Origin of the sequence: Mycobacterium sp. WMMD1722 (genome assembly GCF_049315205.1) — a bacterium.
Classification (GTDB): domain Bacteria; phylum Actinomycetota; class Actinomycetes; order Mycobacteriales; family Mycobacteriaceae; genus Mycobacterium.
Genome location: NZ_CP186056.1, coordinates 1,057,351 through 1,078,468, shown reverse-complemented (window position 1 = coordinate 1,078,468; position 21,118 = coordinate 1,057,351). Strand labels below are relative to the sequence as shown.

24 protein-coding genes are annotated in these 21,118 nt (G+C 64.3%); 10 read left to right on the top strand and 14 right to left on the bottom strand.

The window, feature by feature from the left end; translation table 11 throughout:
* The first annotated feature begins 151 nt into the window (after positions 1-151).
* Both ACN27E_RS05025 and ACN27E_RS05020 read left to right on the top strand, forming a co-directional pair.
* Positions 152-1,078, top strand: a complete 927-nt coding sequence (locus ACN27E_RS05025) for a GlxA family transcriptional regulator (RefSeq protein ID WP_422747064.1) — start codon at positions 152-154, stop codon at positions 1,076-1,078.
* A gap of 89 nt (positions 1,079-1,167) precedes the next feature.
* Complete coding sequence (locus tag ACN27E_RS05020) at positions 1,168-1,701, top strand: carbonic anhydrase (protein WP_422747063.1); 534 nt, start codon at positions 1,168-1,170, stop codon at positions 1,699-1,701.
* A gap of 390 nt (positions 1,702-2,091) precedes the next feature.
* Here the strand turns inward: ACN27E_RS05020 and ACN27E_RS05015 are convergent, their stop codons facing one another.
* From ACN27E_RS05015 to ACN27E_RS04975, 9 genes are all read right to left on the bottom strand, one after another.
* On the bottom strand, positions 2,092-2,484 hold the full coding sequence (locus ACN27E_RS05015) for a nitroreductase family deazaflavin-dependent oxidoreductase (RefSeq protein ID WP_422747061.1): 393 nt from the start codon (positions 2,482-2,484) through the stop codon (positions 2,092-2,094).
* A gap of 249 nt (positions 2,485-2,733) precedes the next feature.
* Positions 2,734-2,877, bottom strand: a complete 144-nt coding sequence (locus tag ACN27E_RS05010; protein ID WP_422747058.1) for a DUF2191 domain-containing protein — start codon at positions 2,875-2,877, stop codon at positions 2,734-2,736.
* Between the two features lie 309 nt (positions 2,878-3,186).
* Positions 3,187-3,567, bottom strand: coding sequence for a hypothetical protein (locus ACN27E_RS05005; protein ID WP_422747056.1), 381 nt, complete (start codon positions 3,565-3,567; stop codon positions 3,187-3,189).
* Between the two features lie 64 nt (positions 3,568-3,631).
* Positions 3,632-4,792 (bottom strand): acyl-CoA dehydrogenase family protein, encoded by a 1,161-nt coding sequence (locus ACN27E_RS05000; protein ID WP_422747054.1) that lies wholly within the window; start codon positions 4,790-4,792, stop codon positions 3,632-3,634.
* Positions 4,793-4,807: 15 nt separating this feature from the next.
* Entirely contained in the window at positions 4,808-5,749 is a 942-nt protein-coding gene (locus tag ACN27E_RS04995; RefSeq protein ID WP_422749620.1) for a PDR/VanB family oxidoreductase, read from the bottom strand.
* The gene (locus tag ACN27E_RS04990) at positions 5,736-7,721 is read right to left on the bottom strand and encodes an acetoacetate--CoA ligase (protein ID WP_422747053.1); all 1,986 of its coding nucleotides are present in this window, start codon (positions 7,719-7,721) and stop codon (positions 5,736-5,738) included. Before ACN27E_RS04990 ends, ACN27E_RS04995 begins: the two co-directional genes overlap by 14 nt.
* Positions 7,718-8,698: a fumarylacetoacetate hydrolase family protein gene (locus ACN27E_RS04985; RefSeq protein WP_422747051.1), complete on the bottom strand. Its 981-nt coding sequence runs from the start codon at positions 8,696-8,698 to the stop codon at positions 7,718-7,720. The genes ACN27E_RS04990 and ACN27E_RS04985 overlap by 4 nt, the downstream gene beginning before the upstream one ends.
* Positions 8,695-9,663 carry an MBL fold metallo-hydrolase gene (locus ACN27E_RS04980; protein WP_422747048.1) on the bottom strand — a complete coding sequence of 323 codons (969 nt, stop codon included), beginning with the start codon at positions 9,661-9,663 and terminating at the stop codon, positions 8,695-8,697. Before ACN27E_RS04980 ends, ACN27E_RS04985 begins: the two co-directional genes overlap by 4 nt.
* A complete protein-coding gene (locus ACN27E_RS04975) occupies positions 9,663-10,862 on the bottom strand; it encodes a cytochrome P450 (RefSeq protein ID WP_422747045.1) in 1,200 nt (399 codons plus the stop codon). Before ACN27E_RS04975 ends, ACN27E_RS04980 begins: the two co-directional genes overlap by 1 nt.
* A gap of 138 nt (positions 10,863-11,000) precedes the next feature.
* Here ACN27E_RS04975 and ACN27E_RS04970 point away from each other — a divergent pair, with 138 nt between their 5' ends.
* Positions 11,001-11,597: a TetR/AcrR family transcriptional regulator gene (locus tag ACN27E_RS04970; protein ID WP_422747044.1), complete on the top strand. Its 597-nt coding sequence runs from the start codon at positions 11,001-11,003 to the stop codon at positions 11,595-11,597.
* Between the two features lie 235 nt (positions 11,598-11,832).
* On the opposite strand, the gene ACN27E_RS04965 is transcribed toward ACN27E_RS04970, so the two are convergent.
* Both ACN27E_RS04965 and ACN27E_RS04960 read right to left on the bottom strand, forming a co-directional pair.
* Positions 11,833-12,234, bottom strand: a complete 402-nt coding sequence (locus ACN27E_RS04965; protein WP_422747041.1) for a nuclear transport factor 2 family protein — start codon at positions 12,232-12,234, stop codon at positions 11,833-11,835.
* Positions 12,235-12,279: 45 nt separating this feature from the next.
* The gene (locus tag ACN27E_RS04960; RefSeq protein ID WP_422747039.1) at positions 12,280-12,993 is read right to left on the bottom strand and encodes a helix-turn-helix transcriptional regulator; all 714 of its coding nucleotides are present in this window, start codon (positions 12,991-12,993) and stop codon (positions 12,280-12,282) included.
* Between the two features lie 120 nt (positions 12,994-13,113).
* Between ACN27E_RS04960 and istA the strand changes: the two genes are divergently transcribed.
* Both istA and istB read left to right on the top strand, forming a co-directional pair.
* The gene (gene istA / locus ACN27E_RS04955; protein WP_422747038.1) at positions 13,114-14,328 is read left to right on the top strand and encodes an IS21 family transposase; all 1,215 of its coding nucleotides are present in this window, start codon (positions 13,114-13,116) and stop codon (positions 14,326-14,328) included.
* Positions 14,328-15,143, top strand: coding sequence for an IS21-like element helper ATPase IstB (gene istB, locus ACN27E_RS04950; protein ID WP_422747036.1), 816 nt, complete (start codon positions 14,328-14,330; stop codon positions 15,141-15,143). Before istA ends, istB begins: the two co-directional genes overlap by 1 nt.
* A 336-nt stretch (positions 15,144-15,479) precedes the next feature.
* Here the strand turns inward: istB and ACN27E_RS04945 are convergent, their stop codons facing one another.
* Positions 15,480-15,728, bottom strand: a complete 249-nt coding sequence (locus ACN27E_RS04945) for a DUF3297 family protein (protein WP_422747034.1) — start codon at positions 15,726-15,728, stop codon at positions 15,480-15,482.
* A 176-nt stretch (positions 15,729-15,904) separates the two neighbouring features.
* Here ACN27E_RS04945 and ACN27E_RS04940 point away from each other — a divergent pair, with 176 nt between their 5' ends.
* Positions 15,905-16,114: a hypothetical protein gene (locus tag ACN27E_RS04940; protein WP_422747033.1), complete on the top strand. Its 210-nt coding sequence runs from the start codon at positions 15,905-15,907 to the stop codon at positions 16,112-16,114.
* A 25-nt stretch (positions 16,115-16,139) separates the two neighbouring features.
* On the opposite strand, the gene ACN27E_RS04935 is transcribed toward ACN27E_RS04940, so the two are convergent.
* Positions 16,140-16,268: a hypothetical protein gene (locus tag ACN27E_RS04935; RefSeq protein WP_422747031.1), complete on the bottom strand. Its 129-nt coding sequence runs from the start codon at positions 16,266-16,268 to the stop codon at positions 16,140-16,142.
* A 357-nt stretch (positions 16,269-16,625) separates the two neighbouring features.
* On the opposite strand from ACN27E_RS04935, the gene ACN27E_RS04930 reads away from it, so the two are divergent.
* Together ACN27E_RS04930 and ACN27E_RS04925 are read left to right on the top strand one after the other, a co-directional pair.
* Positions 16,626-18,023: an NAD(P)/FAD-dependent oxidoreductase gene (locus tag ACN27E_RS04930; RefSeq protein ID WP_422747030.1), complete on the top strand. Its 1,398-nt coding sequence runs from the start codon at positions 16,626-16,628 to the stop codon at positions 18,021-18,023.
* Between the two features lie 213 nt (positions 18,024-18,236).
* Positions 18,237-19,391 (top strand): amidohydrolase family protein, encoded by a 1,155-nt coding sequence (locus tag ACN27E_RS04925; protein WP_422747027.1) that lies wholly within the window; start codon positions 18,237-18,239, stop codon positions 19,389-19,391.
* 55 nt (positions 19,392-19,446) lie between these two features.
* On the opposite strand, the gene ACN27E_RS04920 is transcribed toward ACN27E_RS04925, so the two are convergent.
* A complete protein-coding gene (locus ACN27E_RS04920) occupies positions 19,447-20,163 on the bottom strand; it encodes a class I SAM-dependent methyltransferase (protein WP_422747025.1) in 717 nt (238 codons plus the stop codon).
* 79 nt (positions 20,164-20,242) lie between these two features.
* Here ACN27E_RS04920 and ACN27E_RS04915 point away from each other — a divergent pair, with 79 nt between their 5' ends.
* Together ACN27E_RS04915 and ACN27E_RS04910 are read left to right on the top strand one after the other, a co-directional pair.
* On the top strand, positions 20,243-20,560 hold the full coding sequence (locus ACN27E_RS04915) for a hypothetical protein (protein ID WP_422747024.1): 318 nt from the start codon (positions 20,243-20,245) through the stop codon (positions 20,558-20,560).
* Positions 20,561-20,599: 39 nt separating this feature from the next.
* Positions 20,600-21,040 (top strand): hypothetical protein, encoded by a 441-nt coding sequence (locus ACN27E_RS04910; protein ID WP_422747023.1) that lies wholly within the window; start codon positions 20,600-20,602, stop codon positions 21,038-21,040.
* The last annotated feature ends 78 nt before the right edge of the window (positions 21,041-21,118 follow it).

The following is a 21,118-nucleotide window of genomic DNA, read 5'->3' as shown; positions in this document are numbered from 1 at the left end:
CCGAGCCGGCGAATGACCGCCCGGACAGCTGAGAAGCAGGTGTTACCAATGTTCAGCGAGGTGTCATGGACACGGTTCGGGCGCACGGTTGTCTTGGCGAGGCGCAACCGGCAGGAGGAGTGAGTTGTCGGCGGTAGGCGTACATCGAGTCGTGGCGCTGGCGATTGCCGACGTCGTGGCATTCGACTTGTCCATCGCTGCGCAAGTATTCGGCCACGACGACGAACGCGACCGATACAGCTTCACGGTGTGCGCGCGGCAGCCCGGAGAAGTGCCGACCTCGACCGGCTTCTCGATCAGCGCACCCGCCGGCGTGGCCGCTCTTGGCGACGCCGACACCATTGTGGTGCCCGGGTTCCACCCGTGCCAGACACCGCCGGCCTACGCTGTCGACGCGCTGCGGGAGGCTGCCGACCGAGGAGTTCGGATCGCGTCGGTGTGCATCGGCGCCTTCGCGTTGGCGTCGGCCGGCCTGCTCGACGATCGCGTCGCAACCACACACTGGCAGTACGCCGACGAGCTGCAGCGGCTCTACCCACGGGTGAAGGTGAACCCGCACATTCTCTACGCCGACGAGGGTCGAGTCCTGACCAGCGCAGGCATCTCCGCGGGTATCGACCTGTGCCTGTACATCGTGCGCCTCGATCATGGCGCCGACGTGGCGGCGGAGGTGGCCCGGCGCATGGTGGTCGCAGTGCACCGCAGCGGTGGTCAAGCTCAATTCGCCCAACGCTCGGTGCCCGATGAGGGCGGCCTGGGCGCCACCATGGAGTGGGCCATCACTGAGATGAGGCGGCCACTGACCGTCGAACGTCTGGCCCGCCACGCCGGACTGTCCCGTCGGACTTTCATGCGTCGCTTCGCCGAGCAGACCGGAACCACGCCGATGCGGTGGCTGACCACTCAGCGAGTGCTGGAGGCGCAACGGCTCCTGGAAGCGACCACACTTCCTGTCGACAAGATTGCGGAGTATTGCGGCTTCGGCAGCGCCGGGGTACTTCGAGTGCATCTGGCGCGTGAGATCGCGACCACCCCGACCGCTTATCGCCGCATATCACGCGAGAACACGCGCCCGTGAGCGCCGACGCCTCGACTTTGGCACGGACCAGACCAGAAGTGGCCCTGACGGCTCTCGTCCCCTGCGCCTGACGCGCCGATGCTGTCTGCATGAGCACTTTGACCGAACTCTTGCCCAGCAATGCCCGATTCGCCGCCACCGACGCCAAGGACCGCGTGCCGGGCATTCCTTTCCTTCCCAATCAGCAGATCTACCTGATCACCTGCATCGATCCCCGCGTCGACCCCATGGCATTGCTCGGGCTCCACCTCGGTGACGCCATCGTCGCTCGCAACGTCGGCGGCCGGGTGACTGACGCGGTCTTGGCGGACATGGCGTGGATCAGCTACCTGCATGAGGTGAAGACGCCTGACGCACCATGGTTCGAGATCGGCGTCATCCACCACACCGACTGTGGCTCAGGGCTGATGGCCGACGGATGCTTACGGGCCGGCTTCGTCGACCGTGGCTTCGATGACCAGACATTGCGGGACACCGCCGTCCTCGACCCGGCGACGACCGTCGCATCCGATGTGCAACGCATACTGGACGCCGCACACATCAGTCAGCTCATACGCGTGTCCGGGCTCGTCTATGACGTCCGCACCGGCCTTCTCACCGAAGTCGTGAAGGACCATCGATGAGCACCGTGACCCCTATTGGCAGTGGCCTCGACTCGATGTCTCAGCCAGCCGGTTGTCCTGAGTTCGAGGCTTCGAGGGTGACGGAGTCATTCGTCGAGTTTCATATTCGCGTCCGATAGTCCCCCACGTGGCCGGACCACCACCGTTTCGCATTCTTCTCGCGGTCGGCACGGTGTCCGCTCTCGTCGGAGTGCGCCCTCCCACTCGGTCGCGTCGGGGGAAGCGATCGTTTAGCCGCCATTACGGAGATGACAACACCGATGAGACGTCCTCCCCGGCCTTCGTCTCAGTGCAGTTGGCATCTTCACAGGTCGCGAGTGACGACTTCATTGAGAACGGACAGCCTGGCCGCCTGCAGACCGTCGGCGTCTGGCTGCCGCTATGGCGGCCTTATCCGGCTGGTTCGTGGTACTCGTTCAGGTCGAGGAAGTCGTCAACCGCCAACATGCCCAGTACCCGTCGTTCGAGTGGTCTGATGCTCGTGCGCTCTGGGTCGTGGACGATCCGCGGCTCGGACAGGGTCAGCGTGCGGCCCTGGGTTCGCAACGTACAACCCTGTGCCGCGAGAACATTCTTCACCCATTGGCTATCGGCGCCGTAGGTGAGGGCGATGCGTACCCCGGTTGGCGTCCGAAAGACATTGACGGGGGTTGTATAGCTTCGCCCGGAGCTGCGACCCTGGTGAATCACCAGTCCAAACCCGGGTGCCCAGGGCGCAATATGTTGGGTGACCTTATTGAGGCCCACTCGATTCAACCGGGCCACCGACTTCGGAATCGGCATTCGCCACCCCTCCCCAAGTTGGGACACGCGCACTGTGGACTACCGCACACCCGAATACTGCCACAGTCCGATGGTGTCCACTCAACATGTTGAAACGGCCATGTGCCGAACGTCGGCGATCAGCGCCAAGGACGCAACCCCCACTGATCGGCGACAACCCGGCGGTACCCACGCTGTCTCGCGCTACTACCGCCACCCATCACCTTGTTGACCAGGGTTGGCCATCTCCCCCATACCGCCAGACTTCAATCATGCGATCTGTCGAGCGCACGCAGACGCCGCTGCAGCCTGCTGCAACGCGACGCGGACGGTATCTGAAACGCCGGACGTCTTGAGTTCCTTCTGCGCGGCGGCCAACAAGTCGTCATCGAGGTCAATCAAACGCTTGGTCATCTCGCCACCCTCACGTATATACGAATTCTTGATTGAGTATGTACGCCCGCGTCCTCAATCGGCGACAGCCGGTGTCGCTGGAAGGGATCGCGCGGCGGCCGGCGACGGGATCGGCACGCTCTACCGGCACTTCCCCACCCGCCAGCGCTCATCGAGGCCGCGCTGACCTCGCCGAGGTGTGCGAATCGGCCACGACGCTGCCGGGCCGCGAAATCAAGGCAAGACGAGATTCTACGGGCTGCACCATCTTTCGAGAGACGACGCATTGCGGGTTTGCCCCAGCTCAATTCTCTTTGAGAATGAGTCCAGTCAGGGCGTGCAATCCAGCCGGCCTGGGACGTGACAATCGGGTATCACCCAGGCGCTCAGAGGGTCGTTGGGATTGACGCGAAACGAGCCGATCGGGAGTTGCAGCGCCGAACCCGGCTTCATGACCTTCGTATTGGCCATCATCGTCGGCATGGCATTGGCCAGTCGCTCGAGGACTCCGCCGGGCCGGACGCACACGAAAGCATCGTCAGGCTCACTTGGACTGGGCATCGCCTGCGACGCCGGCCAGGCCAAGTTGCACAAGTCCTGCGCACTGAGGATATGAAATCGCGGTTCCTCAGCGACTGCCACCGATGGCGTCAATAAGGGATGTGCCGCAATAGTGCCGGCCAAGACAGCCACGCTCGCAATGGTTTTCATAACGGTTCTCCTATTTGTGTCGTTGTGCGCCTCTGGCGTGGTGCTGAACGTCTCACTCCGATCGCTACCGGAGTAGTGAACGAGCCATGACAACCCGCTGAATCTGATTGGTTCCCTCATAGATTTGCGTGATCTTCGCATCACGCATCATGCGCTCGACCGGAAAGTCTGTGGTGTATCCGGCGCCGCCGAACAATTGCACTGCGTTGGTTGTGACTTCCATGGCCACATCGGAGGCGAAGCACTTCGAGGCGGCCGAGATGAAGCCAGGGTTCTCGCCACCCCGTTCGGCCCGTGCCGCGGCTGTGTAGACCATCAGCCGTGCCGCCTCGATCTTCATCGCCATGTCGGCGAGCATGAATTGCACGCCCTGCAGGTCGGCGATGCGCGTTCCGAATTGTCGGCGGCCCTTCGTGTATCCGATTGCCGCGTCCAGTGCCCCCTGAGCGATGCCGACCGCCTGTGCGCCGATGGTGGGTCGGGTGTGATCGAGTGTCGCGAGCGCGGTTTTGAATCCGGTGCCGGGATCCCCGATGATTCGATCCGCCGGTACGCGACAGTTGTCGAAATACAGTTCGGCCGTCGGCGAACCTTTGATGCCGAGCTTCTTCTCGAGGTGTCCGACGGTGAACCCCTCGTCGCTGGCGTTGACCATGAAAGCCGAGATTCCGCGGGCGCCCTGGTCGGGGTCGGTCACCGCCATCACGGTGTACCAGGACGATCTGCCGGCGTTGGTGATCCAGGCTTTCGTGCCGTTGAGAATCCAGTGGTCGCCGTCGGCCCTCGCGCGGGTCTTCATGTTGGCCGCATCGCTGCCGGCCTCACGCTCGGACAGCGCATACGACACCATCGCCCCGGCTGCCAGATCAGGCAGGACTTGTTTCTTCAAGTCGTCTGTGCCGCGCAGGATCAGGCCCATGCTCCCGAGCTTGTTGACCGCCGGGATCAGCGATGCTGATGCGTCAACGCGTGCGACTTCTTCGATGACGATGCAGGCTGCCACTGCATCGGCGCCTTGCCCGCCGTACTCGTCAGGGACGTGCACAGCGTTGAAGCCTGACGTGTTCAGTGCTTCCAACGCCTCAGTCGGGAAGCGTGGTCTCGCATCGACTTCGGCGGCGTACGGTGCGATTTCCCTTTCCGCAAGGGTCCGGATCGCCGATCGCAATTCGCGGTGAACGTCGGGGAGTTCGAACAGGCCGGTTGGCGTTGGGTCGAGTGCCATGAAATCTCCAGGGTGCTAGGCGTCGAGGATCAGTTGGGGTGAACGCGCCCGCGATACGCAGATCATCAGGCTCGAGCATGCGCGGCGTTGTTCGTCGGTCAGGACGGAGTCTCGGTGATCGGGCAGGCCCGCGAGAAGGGGGGTCTCACAGGAACCGCAGGTGCCTTCTTCGCAGGAGTACACCACCGGGACCCCGGCTTCTTCGGCGACTTCGAGAATTGACCTCTCCGGTGGAATAGTTAGCGTGACACCGCTTTTGGTGAATTGAACCTCGAAGGCGGTATTGGATTGGAGGGTTCCGGTGTCCGGGATGGGAGAGAACCTTTCGGTGTGTAGTGACCCTGCGGGCCAGAGCGCGCACAGCGTTTCGACTGAGCGCAGTAGCCCTTCGGGCCCGCAGCAGTAAACGCTGGTTTCTGGAACCGGTTCCGCGAGAAGGGCATGGAGGTCAATCTGCCCGCAAGTGTCCTCGGGAATTAGTTGGACCCTGGCCCCGTACTGCTTGAGGTCGTCGACGAAGGCCATCGATGCGGCGGTGCGTCCGCCGTAGACCAATCGCCAGTCCACGCCTTTGCGTTCGGCGGCCTCGATCATCGGGATCATCGGGGTGATTCCGATACCGCCGGCGATGAAGACATACTTGGCCGCGTCAACTTGCGCGAAGTGGTTGCGCGGAGGGCTTATCCGGATGCGGTCTCCGACGGTGAGGCGGTCGTGGATGTGCGACGATCCGCCGCGGCTGGACGGCTCTCGAAGTACTGCGATCTGATAGTGATCGCGCTTCTGAGGGGACGAGCACAGGGAGTATTGCCTGATAAGCGGTCCGAGGTGCACATCGATGTGCGCACCGGGCTCCCACTCGGGTAACGCGCGCCTGTCCGGCGCTCCGAGGGTGATTCGGACCACGCCATGGGCAACGGATTCTCTGCCCAGCACGACTGCGTCAAGAAGCTGCATTCCTGGCACGGTTTCTCCCTTCATGAACACGCCGCCGGCGTTGGCCGGTCTCGTAGTAGAAGTCCAAGAGTTCTGGCCGGTCAACGGCATGGGGGTGCACTGCACTGCCGGAATCGCGCAGGATGTTCTTGACCGGTATCTCAAGTTTCTTGCCGGTATGGGTGTGCGGGATCCCCGGCGCTTGAAGCACTTCGTCGGGAACGTGGCGAGGCGAGAGCCGTTGGCGAACGGCTGCCTTCACGCTGGCGACGATGTGGTCGTCGATCTGTCGTCCATCGGCGAGAGTGACGAACATCGGCATCCAATATCCCCCGTCGTCTTCTTCGATCCCGACAACCAACGCCTCCTCGATCTCGGGCAGATCCTCAGCCGCCTCGCAGATGTCCGCGCTCCCCATTCGGATTCCGTGCCGGTTCAGGGTGGCGTCGGATCGTCCGTGCACGACGACTGATCCCCGGTGGGTCACCGTGACCCAGTCCCCGTGGCGCCACACTCCCGGGAATTCGTCGAAATAAGCTTCGCGGTAGCGCCTTCCGTCGGGGTCGTTCCAGAAGGCGATCGGCATGGACGGCATCGGCGCCGTGACAACGAGTTCGCCGACGTCATCGACCAACTCCGTGTTGTTCGGCGACCATGCCTGCAAATTCACCCCCAGACATCGCGCAGCAATTTCGCCAGCGCGGATCGGCACGATAACCACGGAGCCCGCGAATCCAGTCGCGACATCCGTTCCGCCAGTGGTCGAGCCGACCATGACGTGTGGGCCCAGTTCCTTGGCCGCCCATTGATGCAACGCGGGAGTCAGCACGGAGCCCGTGCACGACACCGCACGCAGCGCGGTCAGATCGAGGTCGGTGGCCGGGCGCACCCCGGCCTCTCGGGACGCACTCAGATAACCGGGGCTGAGCCCGAGGTGGGTGATGCGGCCGCGTTCGGCGACCTCCCACAATGCGCGAACCGTGGGGGCACCGTCAAAGCAGTGGATCGTTGCGCCGCGAAGTAGGCCGCCGCCACGAAGATTCCACATCATCCAATTCAGGGTTGTGTACCAGAAGAATTGGTCGCCTGGGCCGAGATCGAAGTGCAGGCTCAGCGTCTTGAGATGCTCGACGACGATCCCGCCATGGCTATGCACGATGCCTTTGGGCGTGCCGGTGGTGCCGCTTGTGAAGAGCACCCATAGCGGGTGGTCGGCCGGCAGCGGCACCGGCCGCAGCGGCTCACCGTGCGAGGCCACGGCATCATCCCAAGCAATGGTGCTGTGGTCCATCAGATGACCCGCGCCGACCAGCACGGTGGCCCGCACACTCGGTAGCTGCCTGCGAAGACTCTGCACCTCGTGAGTGCGGTCGATCCACTGTCCGCGGTGGTGATGACCGGCGGAGGCGACGAGAACGACCGGGGTGAGTTGACCGAGGCGGGTGCTGGCGGCACCGGCTGAAAGATCCGTCCCGCACCCGGCCCAGATGGCTCCCAGGCTGGCCGCGGCGAGAAACGCGACCACTCCTTGCGGGCAATCGGCAAGATAGCCCACCACGCGGTCGCCCGGCTGAACTCCGAGCTTCGTGAAAGCCGCTGCCAGACTGGCGACCTGGTCCTCGAGTTCGGTCCAGGTCAGGCGCTGCGCGATCCCGGTTTCGTCATGCCCGACGATCGCAACGCCGTCGCGTCGATGACGAAACACCTGCGTGACGTAGTTGAGGGTTCCTCCGGGGAACCATCGGGTTGCGGGCATGGGCGCACCATCGGTGACGGCGTCCGGCGGCCTATCCCATGCCACCTCGCAGAATTCGGTGACGGCGCTCCAGAATCCCGTCGTATCGGTGACCGACCAATGCCACACCTCGTCGTAAGCCGCGCTCGGGGGCGGGGCCCCGCGCGATGCCGCCCACCGGGTGAACCGGGTGATCGCCGCGTCCGCCACGACCTTGTCCGACGGTTCCCACACGTACGGGGGTTTCGGAAAGTTCATGCCGACTCCGGGACGGTCCACTGGCGGGAGCGGCGGAGCTGCCCGCGACGGGCTCTCGGCACGGCGGACGGCTCGACGCCGGCGACGACCCGGCTGGACAACGAACCAATACCTTCGACGACCAGGTTGACGACGTCACCTGGACGCAACGAGGGCTCCTCGGTACCGGTGTGGGCCCAGTACTCCAGCAGACAGCCCGCGCCGCACGTCCCCGACGCCAGCACATCACCCGGTAGGAGTTCGGCCCCCCGCGACGCGAAGGCCACCATCTCCTCGAACGACCACGCCATACTCGCTGAGTTGTCGCCGCCGGCCGGCAGGGAAGCCCCGTTGAGTTCGGCACGCATATTCAGCGCCAGCCGATCGTCGCGGCGGTACGGCTCCAATTCGTCGGCGGTGACGATCCACGGGCCCAGCGTGTTGGCGAAGTCCTTGCCCTTCACTGGGCCCAAGCCGACCGGGACGACCGGACTCATCAGGTCTCGCGCTGACCAGTCGTTGAAGATGGTGTATCCGGCGATGTGCTCGCCGGCCTGCTCAGGGCTCAGATCTTTGCCTGGTTTGCCGATGACGGCGGCCAGCTCGAGTTCGAAATCGAGTCGTCGGCACCCCGGCGGCACCGCGACCGGATCGTCGCGACCCATCACCGCGTTGGTGTTGGAGAAGTAGAACAGCGGCTGGTCATACCAAGCCGGAGGCGGTGTCTGGGCACCAAGTAGTTTCAGGCTGCCTTCCAGATGCTCCTCGAACGTCAGGAAGTCTCTCAGGGTGCGAGGTTGTACCGGCGCGAGCAATCGAACGTCGGATAATCGCCGCCGGCGGCCGTCGCGCGCCCGTTCCACAAGCTGCGCACGCTGATCGGGGGGCGCGGCCAGCACCTCGAAGATGTCGGTGGTCGCAGTCAGCGGCTGGACCTCGCCGCGACTGACGACGCCAACGGTCGTCGTCCCGTCGAACGTGATTCGAGCAATTTTCATGCCCGCTCCCCCGCTTCTGGCGCCGTCGCTGCCGCGAGTTCGAAGTCGGCAATCCGGCCGAACTGCTCCAACCTCGTGGCGCGCGGGCGGCTGGGGTCGAGTTCCTCGTAGACGTTGAGCACGTTGGCGGCGATGCGACCCTGTTCCGACATCGCGGCGAACCGGCCCAGGTCGATCGACGCGACGGCCTCCTCGACGCTGAGCCCTTGCTCGAACCGTTTGGTTGCCTCGGCTTCGATGAAGGTGAGGTAGTCGCGCACGACATGGACGCCGGCCTTGTCGGTGAGTGGCCCGTGCCCAGGCACGATCGCGGTGAGTTCGAGGTCGAGGATCCGATCACACGCGGCGATGCACCGTGAGATGGGGCCGGCCCACACCAGCGGCGCCCCACCGATGAACAGAATGTCTCCGGTGTAGATGACTCGGGCATCCGGTACGTGGACCATCACATCGCCAGGGGTGTGCGCGGGACCGACCTGAACAAGCCGCACGTGCCGCCCCCCGACGTCGAGGTCCAATTCACCACGGAATGTGCGCGACGGGGGTGTCGCGGTGATACCGGACAGGTCGAAGCGGCTGCCGACCGAGCGGACGAATCCGCCGACACGGTCTTGGCGGTCGGCCATGCCGGCCATCTCGGCCACCGCGGCCGGCGTCATCAGCGCTGCCGCCGCCTCGGAGGCGATGATGTCGACCTCGGGCCCGGCGACCAACTGATTGCCGAACCAATGATCTCCGTCGGAATGGGTGTTGACCAAGGTGCGGATCGGATGCCGCGACGTCAGAGGTGCGTAGGCGTCGAGCATCTCGGCTGTGTGCGGCAGGTCGTAGAGGGTGTCCACCAGGAGCGACACCTTCGAACCGCACACCAATCCGGTGTTGCTCTCGGCCCAACGGCCCTCAGGCAGCAGCCACGCATGACAGTCGCCGCCGAGATCATGGGGCCCTTTGGAATAGCCGGTCATCATGCTCCCCTACCCGGCACCAGTCGAACCGGAAGCGACTCGAATTTCCGTACCGTGCCGCTCGGATGACGCACCGCTTCGCCGGCGCGTTCGAAGCGCACGACGCGGCCGGTGAGTTCGGTCAGCATGGCCGTCGCCTCCATCCGCGCCAACGGAGCACCCAGGCATTGGTGGACTGCGGTACTGAACGACAGGTGCCTGCGCGCGTTGTCGCGCCTGAGGTCGAGCCGATCCGGGTCGGGGAACTGCCTGGGGTCGCGACCCGCAGACGCCAGTAGCACCCCGACTGGTGCACCTGGCGGGATCGTGACGCCCCCGACCTGAGCCTGCGCCCGCGTGCGGCGGTAGAAGATGCGGAAGGGCGCTTCGTAGCGCAGTAACTCCTCGACCGCATTCGGGACAAGCTCTGGCTGCCGGCGCAGCAACTCCCACTGGTCAGGATGCTCGATGAAGGCGTTGATGGCGTTGCCCAGCAGCGCCGCCGTCGATTCGATGCCGGCCAACCAAATCGAAGCAAGCGTCATCAACCGCTCGGGTCCGTCAGCTGCGAGGCCACCGCGCGCGCCACCGGAATCGGTGATCAGCCGCCCTAGGCAGTGCGGCGGAAGGTCTTTGAGCCCGTCCTTGCTCAGCCATGCCAGCGCTTCGCCCAGCATGGCGGCATACTGCGGGTCAGCGGCAGGCTCCTCGGCGCGCACAACCGCGTCGCCCCAGTCGACGTAGGTCTGACAACTCGGCGGATTGATGCCGGTCAGCAGCGCCATCGCCCGGTGCGGCATCGGGTCGGCGATCACCTCGATCGCGTCGATGTTGCCGGAAGCGACCGCCTGGTCCGCGATCGACGCGGCCGCGGCCACGATGCCAGAACGCAGAGCTTCCAGCGCACCCTTGGCGAACGACGGTTGCACCGACCGGCGAATGCGGTTGTGCTCGGGCGGATCGCTTTCGAGAAGCGGGAACCTCTCCCGGTGTTCGCGACCGCGATAGGTCACCCCGTCGCCGGAGACGAAGTCGCTGTGATTACGCAACACCGCCTCGGCGTCCTCATAGCCCGGCACAAGCCAGATGTCGCGCTCCGGAACGAAGACAACCGGTCCTCGCGCGCGCACTTCTTCGTAGTACGGGTAGGGATCGAGGAGGGCGGCCGGGTGGTACGGGTCGAGGCCGGCCGACTGTACCGGCGACGGAGTGTGAGACATGATGAACCTTCGGGGCAGTGGCTGCAATGGCACGCAGCGAACGTGTTCCACCTCATTTGCACTGCAGTGCAGTGAGTGGTGTCACACAGTCTGCACTCGAGTGCATATGTAGTCAAGAGGCCTGTGGAGATTGGTGAGATGACGGTGAGCGAGCGGGATGAAGCAGCAGCGGCGGCACCCACGACCCGGGATCTGCTTTACGACGCGGCGGCGGATCTCTTCGTCGAACAGGGCTACGAGGACACCACCATGGCGGACATCGCGGCGCGCGCCGGAACCGCCCGCCGGACGGCCTTCAACCACTTCCCCAACAAAGGAGACATCCCGATGTTGTGGGCGCGGCGCATGGCCGACCGCGCCGTGGAGGCCTTCGCCGCACACTCCGACGATCGGGCGCCGGAACAGATCTACGCCTACTTTCAGCACATCAGTCGGCTAGTGGAGATGAATCCTGAACTCAGCCGGCAGATGCTGCTCGGTTGGGTCGCTGCGGGAGGCCCCATTCGCTACGAGTCACAGTTCCTGGCCGACCTGACGCCGGTGCTCGAGGCCGGGCAGCTGCGCGGCGAGATCGATGCAAGCGTCGACATTGCCACCGCTGCGCGAGCCCTCAGCGACATGTACACCGGCGTGGTCTTCCGGTGGGTCAGAGAACAGTGGTCGCCCCCCTGCTTGCAGACCGTCACCGACGAAGCGATCGGACTCCTTTGTTCGGGCATCAGGGCCCGCGCCTGACCGGCCGCGACCAGCTCCCCCGTCCGGCCGAATTTGGGCCCCTCGGTTGATTCTGGGGATGTGATGTCAGTGGAGATTGGGTTGAGATCCGCCGGTTGCTCCGGTCGGAGGGGATGCCGATCAAGGTGATAGCCCGAATGCCGGGTGTGGGCCGCAATACCGTGCGGCGGGGGTGAATCGTGGTCGGCTGTCCGCGGTCTCATTCGGCTTCGGGAGGAGTGCAGAGTCGGCCAAGTCAGAACGGGCGGGGTTCGGCGCCACCCATGGACCACACCTGTCGCACTCGTCCGTGCTCGAACGTGAGTTGATCGACGCCACCCACTTCTCGCAGCTGATCCTCGCCGGGTGGAGTCGACCGGAGAGTCCACACCAGCGCACCTCGACCGGCGACCTCATCGACCACCATCTCGCCTGGCGTGAATTGGGCATCAGCGAATTGCGCGCGATAGGTGTTGAGGAAGTCCTGGAATGTCGTCGGATCTTCCACCTCGGCCCCGGCGCCCGGGAAGGCCCCGAACCAGATGCGGAACCGTGGAGCGACGAGCTCGTCTACGAGGTCGTGGTTGCCGTTCCACATGGGCAGCCACCGGTTGAGGACGTCGCTGAGCCGGTCGCGGGTGTTCTCATGTTGCGTCATGACACCCGATCGTGGACGGAGTCCGCGACACCGTCCTGTCGGTGTTTACGACGAATCGTCGACTTCGCTGAAAAGCCGGGCGCCGATCCGGGCAAGTTCGGCCTCGAGGTCGGCGTGACGCTGCCGCACGGCCTCGGGTAGAACCTCGGCGGCGATGATCCGGTCGACCCGGAAGCCACGCACGCCCTCTCGAAGCCGACACCACGCCACCAAGTACCACCGGTCAACGTCGCGAGCCTTCACCCAGCCCATCGGTTCGACCACCCTGCAGGTGAGGTGACCGGCGCCGCCGCGGTACCGCAGCCGTATCACCTGCTCGCGTGCCAACCCCTCGTTGAGCAGGGCTGTCACGGCTGACCCTCCCATGGGGTCGCCGACGAGTGCGATCTGCTCGGAGAGAGCTCGCTGTCTATCACGCACTGGCTTCGGCAGAGTAGCCAAGATTTTTTGCCGCGCACTACGCCCCTCCTTGGCCAATGGAGAGTTCACAAGCCCCGACAATGCGACCATGATGGCCAGTGCCTCGTCGGCGGTTATGCCCAGCGGGGGGAGTGTGTGCGCGGTGTCGACCACGTAACCACCCCGGCGGCCGTTGTGGGCATAGAGGGGCACGCCGGCCTGGCGGAGAGAATCGAGATCACGTTCGACGGTGCGAGTGCTGACCTCAAAGCGATTGGCCAGCCACGTGGCACTGCGCGGCCGGGGCGAGACCGCCCGCAACTCCTCGACAATCGCGTACAGCCGATCGGTTCGGTTCACACCGCCGAACGTAGAGGGTGACATAACTTTTGGTGAAACCGGCCTGTCGGCTCCGGTCGAAAAGTGAGCAGGTAGTTCCGGTCGAAAAGTGAGCACCCTTCTGATTGGAGAGTGATCACTGTGGAGGATTGGGCGGAGATTCGCCGGCTGTATCGGTCGGAGAACCTGTCGCAGGCTGCGATCGCGCGGCGGTTGTCGTTGTCGCGTAACACGGTGGCCAGGGCGATCAGCGCCGAGGCGCCACCACGCTACGAGCGGGCCGCGTCGACGACGTCGGCGTGGGCGCAGATCGAGATGGCGGTACGGGTGCTGCTCGGGCAGTTCCCGACGATGCCGGCCACGGTCTTGGCCGAGCGGGTGGGCTGGACCGGTGGGCATTCCTGGTTCGCCGAGAATGTGGCCCGGATCCGCCCGGAGTATGCCCCGGCCGATCCGTGCGACCGGCTGGTGCATCGACCCGGTGAGCAGGTGCAGTGCGACCTGTGGTTCCCCGGTGCGCTGGTGCCCGATCACGCCGGAGTGCTGCGGTCGTTCCCGGTGCTGGTGATGGTCGCGGCGTATTCGCGGTTCATCGCCGCGATGATGATCCCCTCGCGGGTCACCGGTGATCTGCTGGACGGGATGTGGCAGCTACTTCAGGGCTTCGGCGCTGTGCCGCGAACACTGTTGTGGGACAACGAGTCTGGTATCGGCCAACGCGGTCGCCTAGCCGACGGAGTGGCCGGATTCTGCGGCGTACTTGCCACCCGGCTGATCCAGACCCGCCCGTACGACCCCGAATCCAAGGGGCTGGTCGAGCGGTCCAACGGCTACCTAGAGACCTCGTTTCTGCCCGGCCGGACGTTCGCCTGCGCGGCGGACTTCAACACGCAGTTGTGGGCGTGGCTGGCTGGGATCGCCAACCGCCGCACCCACGCGACCACCGGCCTGATCCCCGCTGATGCGCTCGCGGCGGATCGAGCAGCGATGGTCGCACTACCGCCGGTGGCCCCGAGCACGGGCACTACGGTGACGACCCGTCTTGGTCGCGACTACTACGTCAGTTGCGGCGGCAGCGCCTACTCGGTGCATCCGGAGGTGATCGGCCGGATGATCACCGTCACCACGTCCCTGGATCGGATCATCGCCGTCTGCGGGGACCGAGTGGTCGCCGATCACGAACGGCTCTGGGGCAGAGCCGCTCTGGTCACCGATCCGGATCACCTCGCCGCCGCGGCGGTGCTGCGAGAGCAGTTTCGAACTCGTCCCGCCGCGGGATCACATCTGGCGGTCGACGTCGAGGTGGCCGACCTGAGTGCCTACGACGCGCGGTTCGGGACCGGGGAGGTCGCCTGATGCCCGCCAAGCGCACACCGTCGGCCCCCGGTGACGCCGACAAGCTCATCGCCCATCAGGCCCGACTGCTCAAGGCCCCGCGCATCGCCGAGCACTACGCTCGGCTGGCCGAGCAGGGCCGAGCCGCCGGCTGGTCGCTGGAGGACTACCTCGGCGCGGTGCTGGCAGTCGAATCGAATGCACGTGCGGAATCCGGAGCTCGACAACGAATTCGGTATGCCGGGTTCCCAGCGATCAAGACGATCACCGATTTCGACTTCACCGCCCAACCCGCCGTCGACCGCGCCCAGATCGCCCGCCTGGAAGCCGGCGGATGGCTCGCTCAAGCGCGCAACATCGTCCTACTCGGCCCACCGGGCACCGGCAAGACCCATCTGGCCACCGCCCTGGCGATCGCCGCCGCCCACGCCGGACACCGCGTCGCATTCGCCCCCGCGACCGGCTGGATCACCCGACTGGCCGAAGCGCACCGCACCAACCGCCTCGAGGCCGAGCTGCGCAAGATCAGCCGCTACGGGCTCATCGTCATCGACGAGGTCGGCTACATCCCGTTCGACACCGAAGCGGCCAACCTGTTCTTCCAACTGGTCTCCACCCGATACGAGAAATCGTCGATCATCCTGACCTCCAACCTGCCGTTCTCCCGCTGGGGACAGGTCTTCGGCGAGGCCACCATCGCCTCGGCCATGATCGACCGGATCGTGCACCACGCCGACGTCATCGCCCTCAAGGGCACCAGCTACCGCATCAAACACACCGCGATCGACACGCTGCCCTCCGTGGAAGCCGATCGTCAGGCAGACTCAACCCCGTAAACCTGCTCACTTTTCAACCGGAGCAGGCTGCTCAGGATTCAACCGGAGCCGACAACCGGCCCGCGGCGCTTCGTTGATCGCGATGGGTTCCTCGTTCAACCCCACGCTATTCAGGGGCGACAACGCCCTTCGATGACCGGCGGCCGAACCTGTGCCGCTCCCCCTTCGTATGCCTGCCCCATTCGATGCTGTACGAGACTCGATGCTGTACGAGACGAGGAATACGGCCGGATCGAAACGGCGGGTAGCAGGTAACACCCATGTCTTGCGCCGAGCTGGATCATTCCCTGACAAGCTCGCCCAGTTGGCCTCAAGACTGTGCGTCCGCCAGTCCCTTCAGCGGAAATAAGGTTCCACCGTGCCACTGAGCTTGACGACCATCGGATTTCCGTAGCGATCCTTCGCGGTAGGAACCTCGACCCGGACCCAACCCTCGTCCACGTTGTATTCATGGACATTGGTCTTCTCGGTACCGTTGAAGCGAACCCCCACATCGCGTCGAAGCACCTCTTCGCTGTAGAAGGCGCTGCGCGGATCGATGGACAGCTGATTCGGTGGGACGTCGGTGTACTGATCCTCGGACATGATGACTTTCGTTGAATGCACGGATTGTTCCCAGAGAATCTACGCCACCGCGCCGATCGAGGATCGCGCGTGTGTCCGCCTTCAGGGGGCACCTCACAGTCACTCATCGAAGGAGGCCGCGGGGATGCCAACCTGTGCTCAAGGCGATGCATTCGTGCGCGCCGTAGGCTCGCGGCGTGCACGACGCGACGATGGCCAGTGCCGCATCGACGGCGGCGCTGACGATGGGGCTTACTTTCTATGCGGCATTGATCTTCGCCGGCATCGCGGTGGCGATCTACGACGCGCGCCGGCACCGACGGGGTCGGGCGACCACGGCTGCGGTAATAGTTGGATTGCTGACCCTGGCCGGGCTGGTCGTCGCGATCGTCAGCAGCGTCGCGTAGCCATGGATGTGCGCTACCTGGCCGATCAGCGCGCCTCGTGCGGGCGTTCCAACGTGGCCCGGTCGCCGAACAGATTGAGGTGACCGTCGATCAGCATCATGTGCCGACCCGTGTCGAAATCCCCAGCGTCGCAGGAAAGCACATCAACTGCCACCTTCCAATGTTACGCAGGCAGCGCCACCGCTGCCTAAGGGATCCAATCATTCTGCACGAGAATTGTTTTGCGACGCATCCGTAGCGATATCGGCGAGCGAACCCTAGTACCCACTACGCGGCGAAGCCGCGCTTGAGGGGCCGTCGCAGCCGAACGCGGCTACCAAGTCCGCTACTTGCCGCGAGTATTCGTCCGTCATGGATGGCCGGGCCGGAGGCGCTGAGAAACGCCTCAGCGGTCGGCCGAGCAAGTAGTTACCGACCATGGCTCCTTAGAGTTTGCTTAATGTAGTCTTACTTTTCTTAAAAAATGTTAGTTTGCCTCCTGACAAGAGCTCTCGATGCGCCAGGGAGACCCATGAAAGACGCGTCTGGACACGCTGTCGTCCTCGGTGGGGGTATCGCCGGCTTGCTGGCCACGGCCGCGCTGGCCGATGCGTTCTCGACCGTCACCGTCGTCGAGCGGGACCGATTGCCCGACAGCCCAATCGAGCGCCGCGGAGTTCCCCAGGGCCCGCATTTGCACAGCGTTCTATCCCGCGGATGGCTCACCATCGAGGAGTTGCTGCCCGGGTTCCTGGCCGATCTGTCCGCTCACGGGAGCACTGTGCTCGAGGACGCCCACCTCGGAGCCCGCGTCCACCTGCAGAACGGTCCGTACACCTTCAACCGGACCGCGCCGCTTGCCGATCCCGCTGTCCTCACACAGCATTTGGTGACCCGCCCGTTCCTCGAATTCCACCTCCGCCGGCGGGTCGCCGCGCTGCCCAACGTCACCGTGATCGATGGGCATGACATCGTCGAACTCATCGCGAATCGACCCGATCGCATCACTGGGTCGTCGATCAGTGACCGCCGCACCGGACGGGCGACGACATTGACCGCGGACTTGACCGTCGATGCCACCGGCCGCGGCTCCCGCACTCCCCTGCTGCTTGAAAGCCTCGGCCTCGGCCGGCCACCGCAGCAGTCCTTCACCGCACACGGCGTCTACTACAGCCAGCGGATCACCATCCCCGACTGCCATACGTTCTCCGAGCGCCTGATCCTCGTCGTTCCACACACCGGCGCCGGCCGCGGCGGCCTCATCGCCGGCGAGAACAACACCTGGACGCTGACCGTGGCCAAGCGGCGCAACGACCCCCACAGACCACCAACCACTTTCGCGGACATGCTCACTGCCGCCCAACAGTTCGTTCCGCCACACATTCATCCGGCCCTGCAGCGAGCCAGACCCCTCACCGAGATAATGGTTCACCGCTACCCCGGCGGCACCTGGCACCGCTACGACCGCCACCCCCACCATCCCGGCGGCCTGCTCGTCATCGGCGACGCCTTGTGCAGCCTCGACCCCATTCATGGCCAAGGCATCACCATCGCAGCACTGCACGCCCACACCCTGCGCACCCACCTGCACGCCGACCGGTCCGTCGACCCCAAACACTTTCACCAAGCCCTCACAACCGTCACCGCCCGGGTGTGGGCGATGAACCAGCCCCCGACCCGCCTACCGGCGCGCGGGATCAGACGAGCACTGCACCGCCACGTGACCCGGTGGGCACAACACAAGATCCTCGAAGCCGCCGACGATATCGTCGTCACCGAACTACTCCTCCGCGTGGCCAACCTGATTGACCCACCGCAGAGTCTCCTACGTCCGGCCGTACTGGCCCGCGTGGCCGCACATCATTTTCGGCGCGCCGACGCGAAACGTTCGGCGCGCCGGTGCGAAGCGACCGGCGGCGCGGATGATTGACCTCGTCCGCCGCCACCAACCTCACTGAGACGGCCGGACACGCACAAGGCGGAGAAATGCCATCATTGGCTCGCTCGACTTCGTACTGCGCATCGAACTCGGCTGCACGACATGGTGTGGTCCGCACACGTATGCCATAAGCGGAGGTTATCCACACTCACCCGGGAGGTTATCCCCCGTGACACTGGAATTGTCGAGCAGCAGGCTGTGGTCATGCCCCTCCCGAAGAATATGCGAGCTGAACCCCTGGAGAAACTCACAATGGGACGCCGCAACTTTCTCGGCGGCGCCGCCGCACTTGGTTTCGGCGCCGGGTTGTCCGCATGTGGCGCGATATCCCACGACCCAGGAACCGAGAGTTCGGACGTCTCGTTGCGAGACCAAGACCTCCCGTTCATCGCCACCGAAGAGACTTACACCACCGATGAGCTGATTGCGCTGAACGCGATCAATGCTGATCACGTCGAGTACCTCAAGGAAATCGGTCTCGCCGAACTCGGGCCCAGTCGCATCGGCGCAATGGATACGGCGGGAATCACCGTCGGCGTTCTTTCCGCACATACGCCGGGCGTGCAAGACCTCGTCGGTCCGGAGGGCAACGACTTCGCGTTTCGTCTCAACAAGACGATCGCCGACGGCCCGATGACCCTCTATCCGGGGCGGTACCAGGCCTATGCGACCCTGCCCCTGCGGGACCCTGCGGCATCGGCGGATGAACTGGAACGCGCTGTCCGAGAAGACGGCTTCGTCGGCGCCATGACCAATGGGTTCGTCGGCAGCAAATTCCTCGACCACCACGATTTCGAACCCGTTCTCGCACGTGCCGAGGCACTTGGTGTTCCGATATATCTGCATCCGGGCTTCCCGCCCAAAGAAGTCTTCGATATCTACTATCGTATTGAGCGTCCCGGCTACAACAATGAGTACCAGGATTACATCTTCAGCGGATCGGGATATGGTTGGCACCAGGAGGTGCTTACTCAATGCCTTCGGCTGATCATGTCCGGGGTCTTCGATAGATTCCCTAAGCTGCAGATGATCATCGGTCACATGGGAGAGGGACTCCCGTTCTACTACGAGCGCATCGTCGAAGATTTGGGAGAGTCGACCGAAGGTTCGCTGAATAAGCCTTTGGGGCAATACTTCAAGGACAACTTCTGGGTCACGACGAGCGCATTCTTTCAAGATGACCTGCTCAAGCTCTTGCTGAAGCACGTCAGTGCGGACCGAGTCATGTTCGCCACCGACTACCCGTTTGCGAACATGAAGGAGGGAACCGACTGGTTTCGCGCAGTGGATCTGCCACGCGAGACCAAGGAGAAGATCGCGTTCCGAAACGCAGAACGACTGTTCGGCATATCGGTGTGACCAGCCGCCCGGCATCACCGCTGACCGCGAAACCCTCGGTGATCCATCAACGGAACTACCGCGACAGGTCCACTGCCGTGAGGACGAAGAACAGGAAGTTTGGCTGAGTCGCCAGGGCTTCGAAGTCTTCGGGGAACAGCTCTCTGGCCGCGGGGTCCGGTTGAGGTTCACTGATCCGTGAGAGGGCGAACCCGGCCGCGGTGAAGGCGTCGGTCATCGCATGTAAAGGCCTGCGCCAGAACGTCATCGGCGCGGGTCGTCCGTCGAAGGTCCATTCGAACGAATAGCTGCTTACGGCGAAGTAATCAGGCGATGGCTGCTGAATCATATAGGCGATGATGGGGTGCTCGACCGACACGATGAGACGCCCACTTGGCTTCAGTACTCTCCGCATCTCCGCCAGCGTCGGCCCCCAGTCCTGCAGATAGTGCAACACCAACGACGCCATCACGTCATCAAACGTCTCATCGTCGAACGGCAGCCGATCGCGGAGGTCTACCCGCTCCAGTGGCACATCTCGACCTAGTCGCTGTCTGGCCAGCTGCAGCATCGCGGCGCTGGAGTCGATACCGGTGACTGCTGCACCGCGATCACGCAAGGCAGCGGATAGCGGACCAGAACCGCAACCGGCATCGAGAATCTGTCGGCCGGTCACCTCACCTGCCAGCGCAAGCATCGCAGGACGCTCGTAGTACGCGTTCACCAGGTTGTTTTCGTTCTCAGCGGCGTAAGCGTGGGCGAATTCGTCGTAGTTGTTCGCCCGGGCATTCATCGGAACAGCTTCGCACCCTTTGACCGGCTGCGGACGGGGCCACCCGTTTGGACGGTCCGACGCCGGGTAGAGGCTTGAGGTGAACACCAAGGCGTCGCGGTGGCGGGCAGTGCTCGCGGCTCTGACCGTCTTCGCCCTGTCCTCGTGCATCATCAGGACCGAGGTGCCCACTGATTCCGGGGGCCAGGGCGCAGGTCTTGTTCCGGAGAACCTGCCGCCCGGCGTCCGTTACGCAGGGCCGGGTGCCGAAGCGACGACATACCTGCGCGGAGACATCGCCCGCATCGTCGTCGAGGTCGATCAGGTTCAGGGAGCCGAGATATCCCCGGGCGCGCTCTCGCACTTCCAGACGGTGCTCGGGTCGGTGACCAACAAGCCCGTCGACGTCGAGACGTAGACGATCTCGACGAACCTCGACACCTACACCGCAGAGGACTTGCGAACTGTCGAGCAGGAAAACCGAGACACGGTCACCCGCGGCGATACGGCCAGCATGTACGTGCTCTCGGCCAACGGCACGTTCAGCGATCAACAGGGCGTGATCGGCGTCGCCTACAGCAGCTCGAGCTTCGTGCTGTTTCTCGAACAGAATCAGGCGCGCGGGTTCGGCGACTCGAACGCGGTAGAGCGAGCAGTCCTCGTTCACGAGGCCGGCCACCTGCTGGCCCTGGTGAACATCGGCTACTCGTCCCCGCGCGAGCGCGAAGACCCCGACCATCCCAACCACTCCGCCAGTGAAGAGTCGGTGATGCACTGGGCCGTGGAATCGGTCAGCATTCTCAGCGCTCTTGGCGGAGGGCCGCCCGACGACTTCGACGCCGATGATAGAGCCGACCTCGCGGACATCGCGTCCGGCTCGATCACGCCTGAGTTCTGACACTCGCGCCGGATCTGGCGATGACTCCCGTCGACTCCGATAGCCGCCTCCTGTAACGAGCGACACCGCAAGATGCAC

What these genes read in the sequence shown, in the direction of transcription:
- ACN27E_RS05020 (WP_422747063.1), top strand. Translation starts at nt 1,168, where the DNA reads ATGAGCACTTTGACCGAACTCTTGCCCAGCAATGCCCGATTCGCCGCC.
- ACN27E_RS05015 (WP_422747061.1), bottom strand. Translation starts at nt 2,484, where the DNA reads ATGCCGATTCCGAAGTCGGTGGCCCGGTTGAATCGAGTGGGCCTCAAT.
- ACN27E_RS05010 (WP_422747058.1), bottom strand. Translation starts at nt 2,877, where the DNA reads ATGACCAAGCGTTTGATTGACCTCGATGACGACTTGTTGGCCGCCGCG.
- ACN27E_RS05005 (WP_422747056.1), bottom strand. Translation starts at nt 3,567, where the DNA reads ATGAAAACCATTGCGAGCGTGGCTGTCTTGGCCGGCACTATTGCGGCA.
- ACN27E_RS05000 (WP_422747054.1), bottom strand. Translation starts at nt 4,792, where the DNA reads ATGGCACTCGACCCAACGCCAACCGGCCTGTTCGAACTCCCCGACGTT.
- ACN27E_RS04995 (WP_422749620.1), bottom strand. Translation starts at nt 5,749, where the DNA reads ATGCAGCTTCTTGACGCAGTCGTGCTGGGCAGAGAATCCGTTGCCCAT.
- ACN27E_RS04990 (WP_422747053.1), bottom strand. Translation starts at nt 7,721, where the DNA reads ATGAACTTTCCGAAACCCCCGTACGTGTGGGAACCGTCGGACAAGGTC.
- ACN27E_RS04985 (WP_422747051.1), bottom strand. Translation starts at nt 8,698, where the DNA reads ATGAAAATTGCTCGAATCACGTTCGACGGGACGACGACCGTTGGCGTC.
- ACN27E_RS04980 (WP_422747048.1), bottom strand. Translation starts at nt 9,663, where the DNA reads ATGACCGGCTATTCCAAAGGGCCCCATGATCTCGGCGGCGACTGTCAT.
- ACN27E_RS04975 (WP_422747045.1), bottom strand. Translation starts at nt 10,862, where the DNA reads ATGTCTCACACTCCGTCGCCGGTACAGTCGGCCGGCCTCGACCCGTAC.
- ACN27E_RS04970 (WP_422747044.1), top strand. Translation starts at nt 11,001, where the DNA reads ATGACGGTGAGCGAGCGGGATGAAGCAGCAGCGGCGGCACCCACGACC.
- ACN27E_RS04965 (WP_422747041.1), bottom strand. Translation starts at nt 12,234, where the DNA reads ATGACGCAACATGAGAACACCCGCGACCGGCTCAGCGACGTCCTCAAC.
- istB (WP_422747036.1), top strand. Translation starts at nt 14,328, where the DNA reads ATGCCCGCCAAGCGCACACCGTCGGCCCCCGGTGACGCCGACAAGCTC.
- ACN27E_RS04945 (WP_422747034.1), bottom strand. Translation starts at nt 15,728, where the DNA reads ATGTCCGAGGATCAGTACACCGACGTCCCACCGAATCAGCTGTCCATC.
- ACN27E_RS04930 (WP_422747030.1), top strand. Translation starts at nt 16,626, where the DNA reads ATGAAAGACGCGTCTGGACACGCTGTCGTCCTCGGTGGGGGTATCGCC.
- ACN27E_RS04925 (WP_422747027.1), top strand. Translation starts at nt 18,237, where the DNA reads ATGCCCCTCCCGAAGAATATGCGAGCTGAACCCCTGGAGAAACTCACA.
- ACN27E_RS04920 (WP_422747025.1), bottom strand. Translation starts at nt 20,163, where the DNA reads ATGAATGCCCGGGCGAACAACTACGACGAATTCGCCCACGCTTACGCC.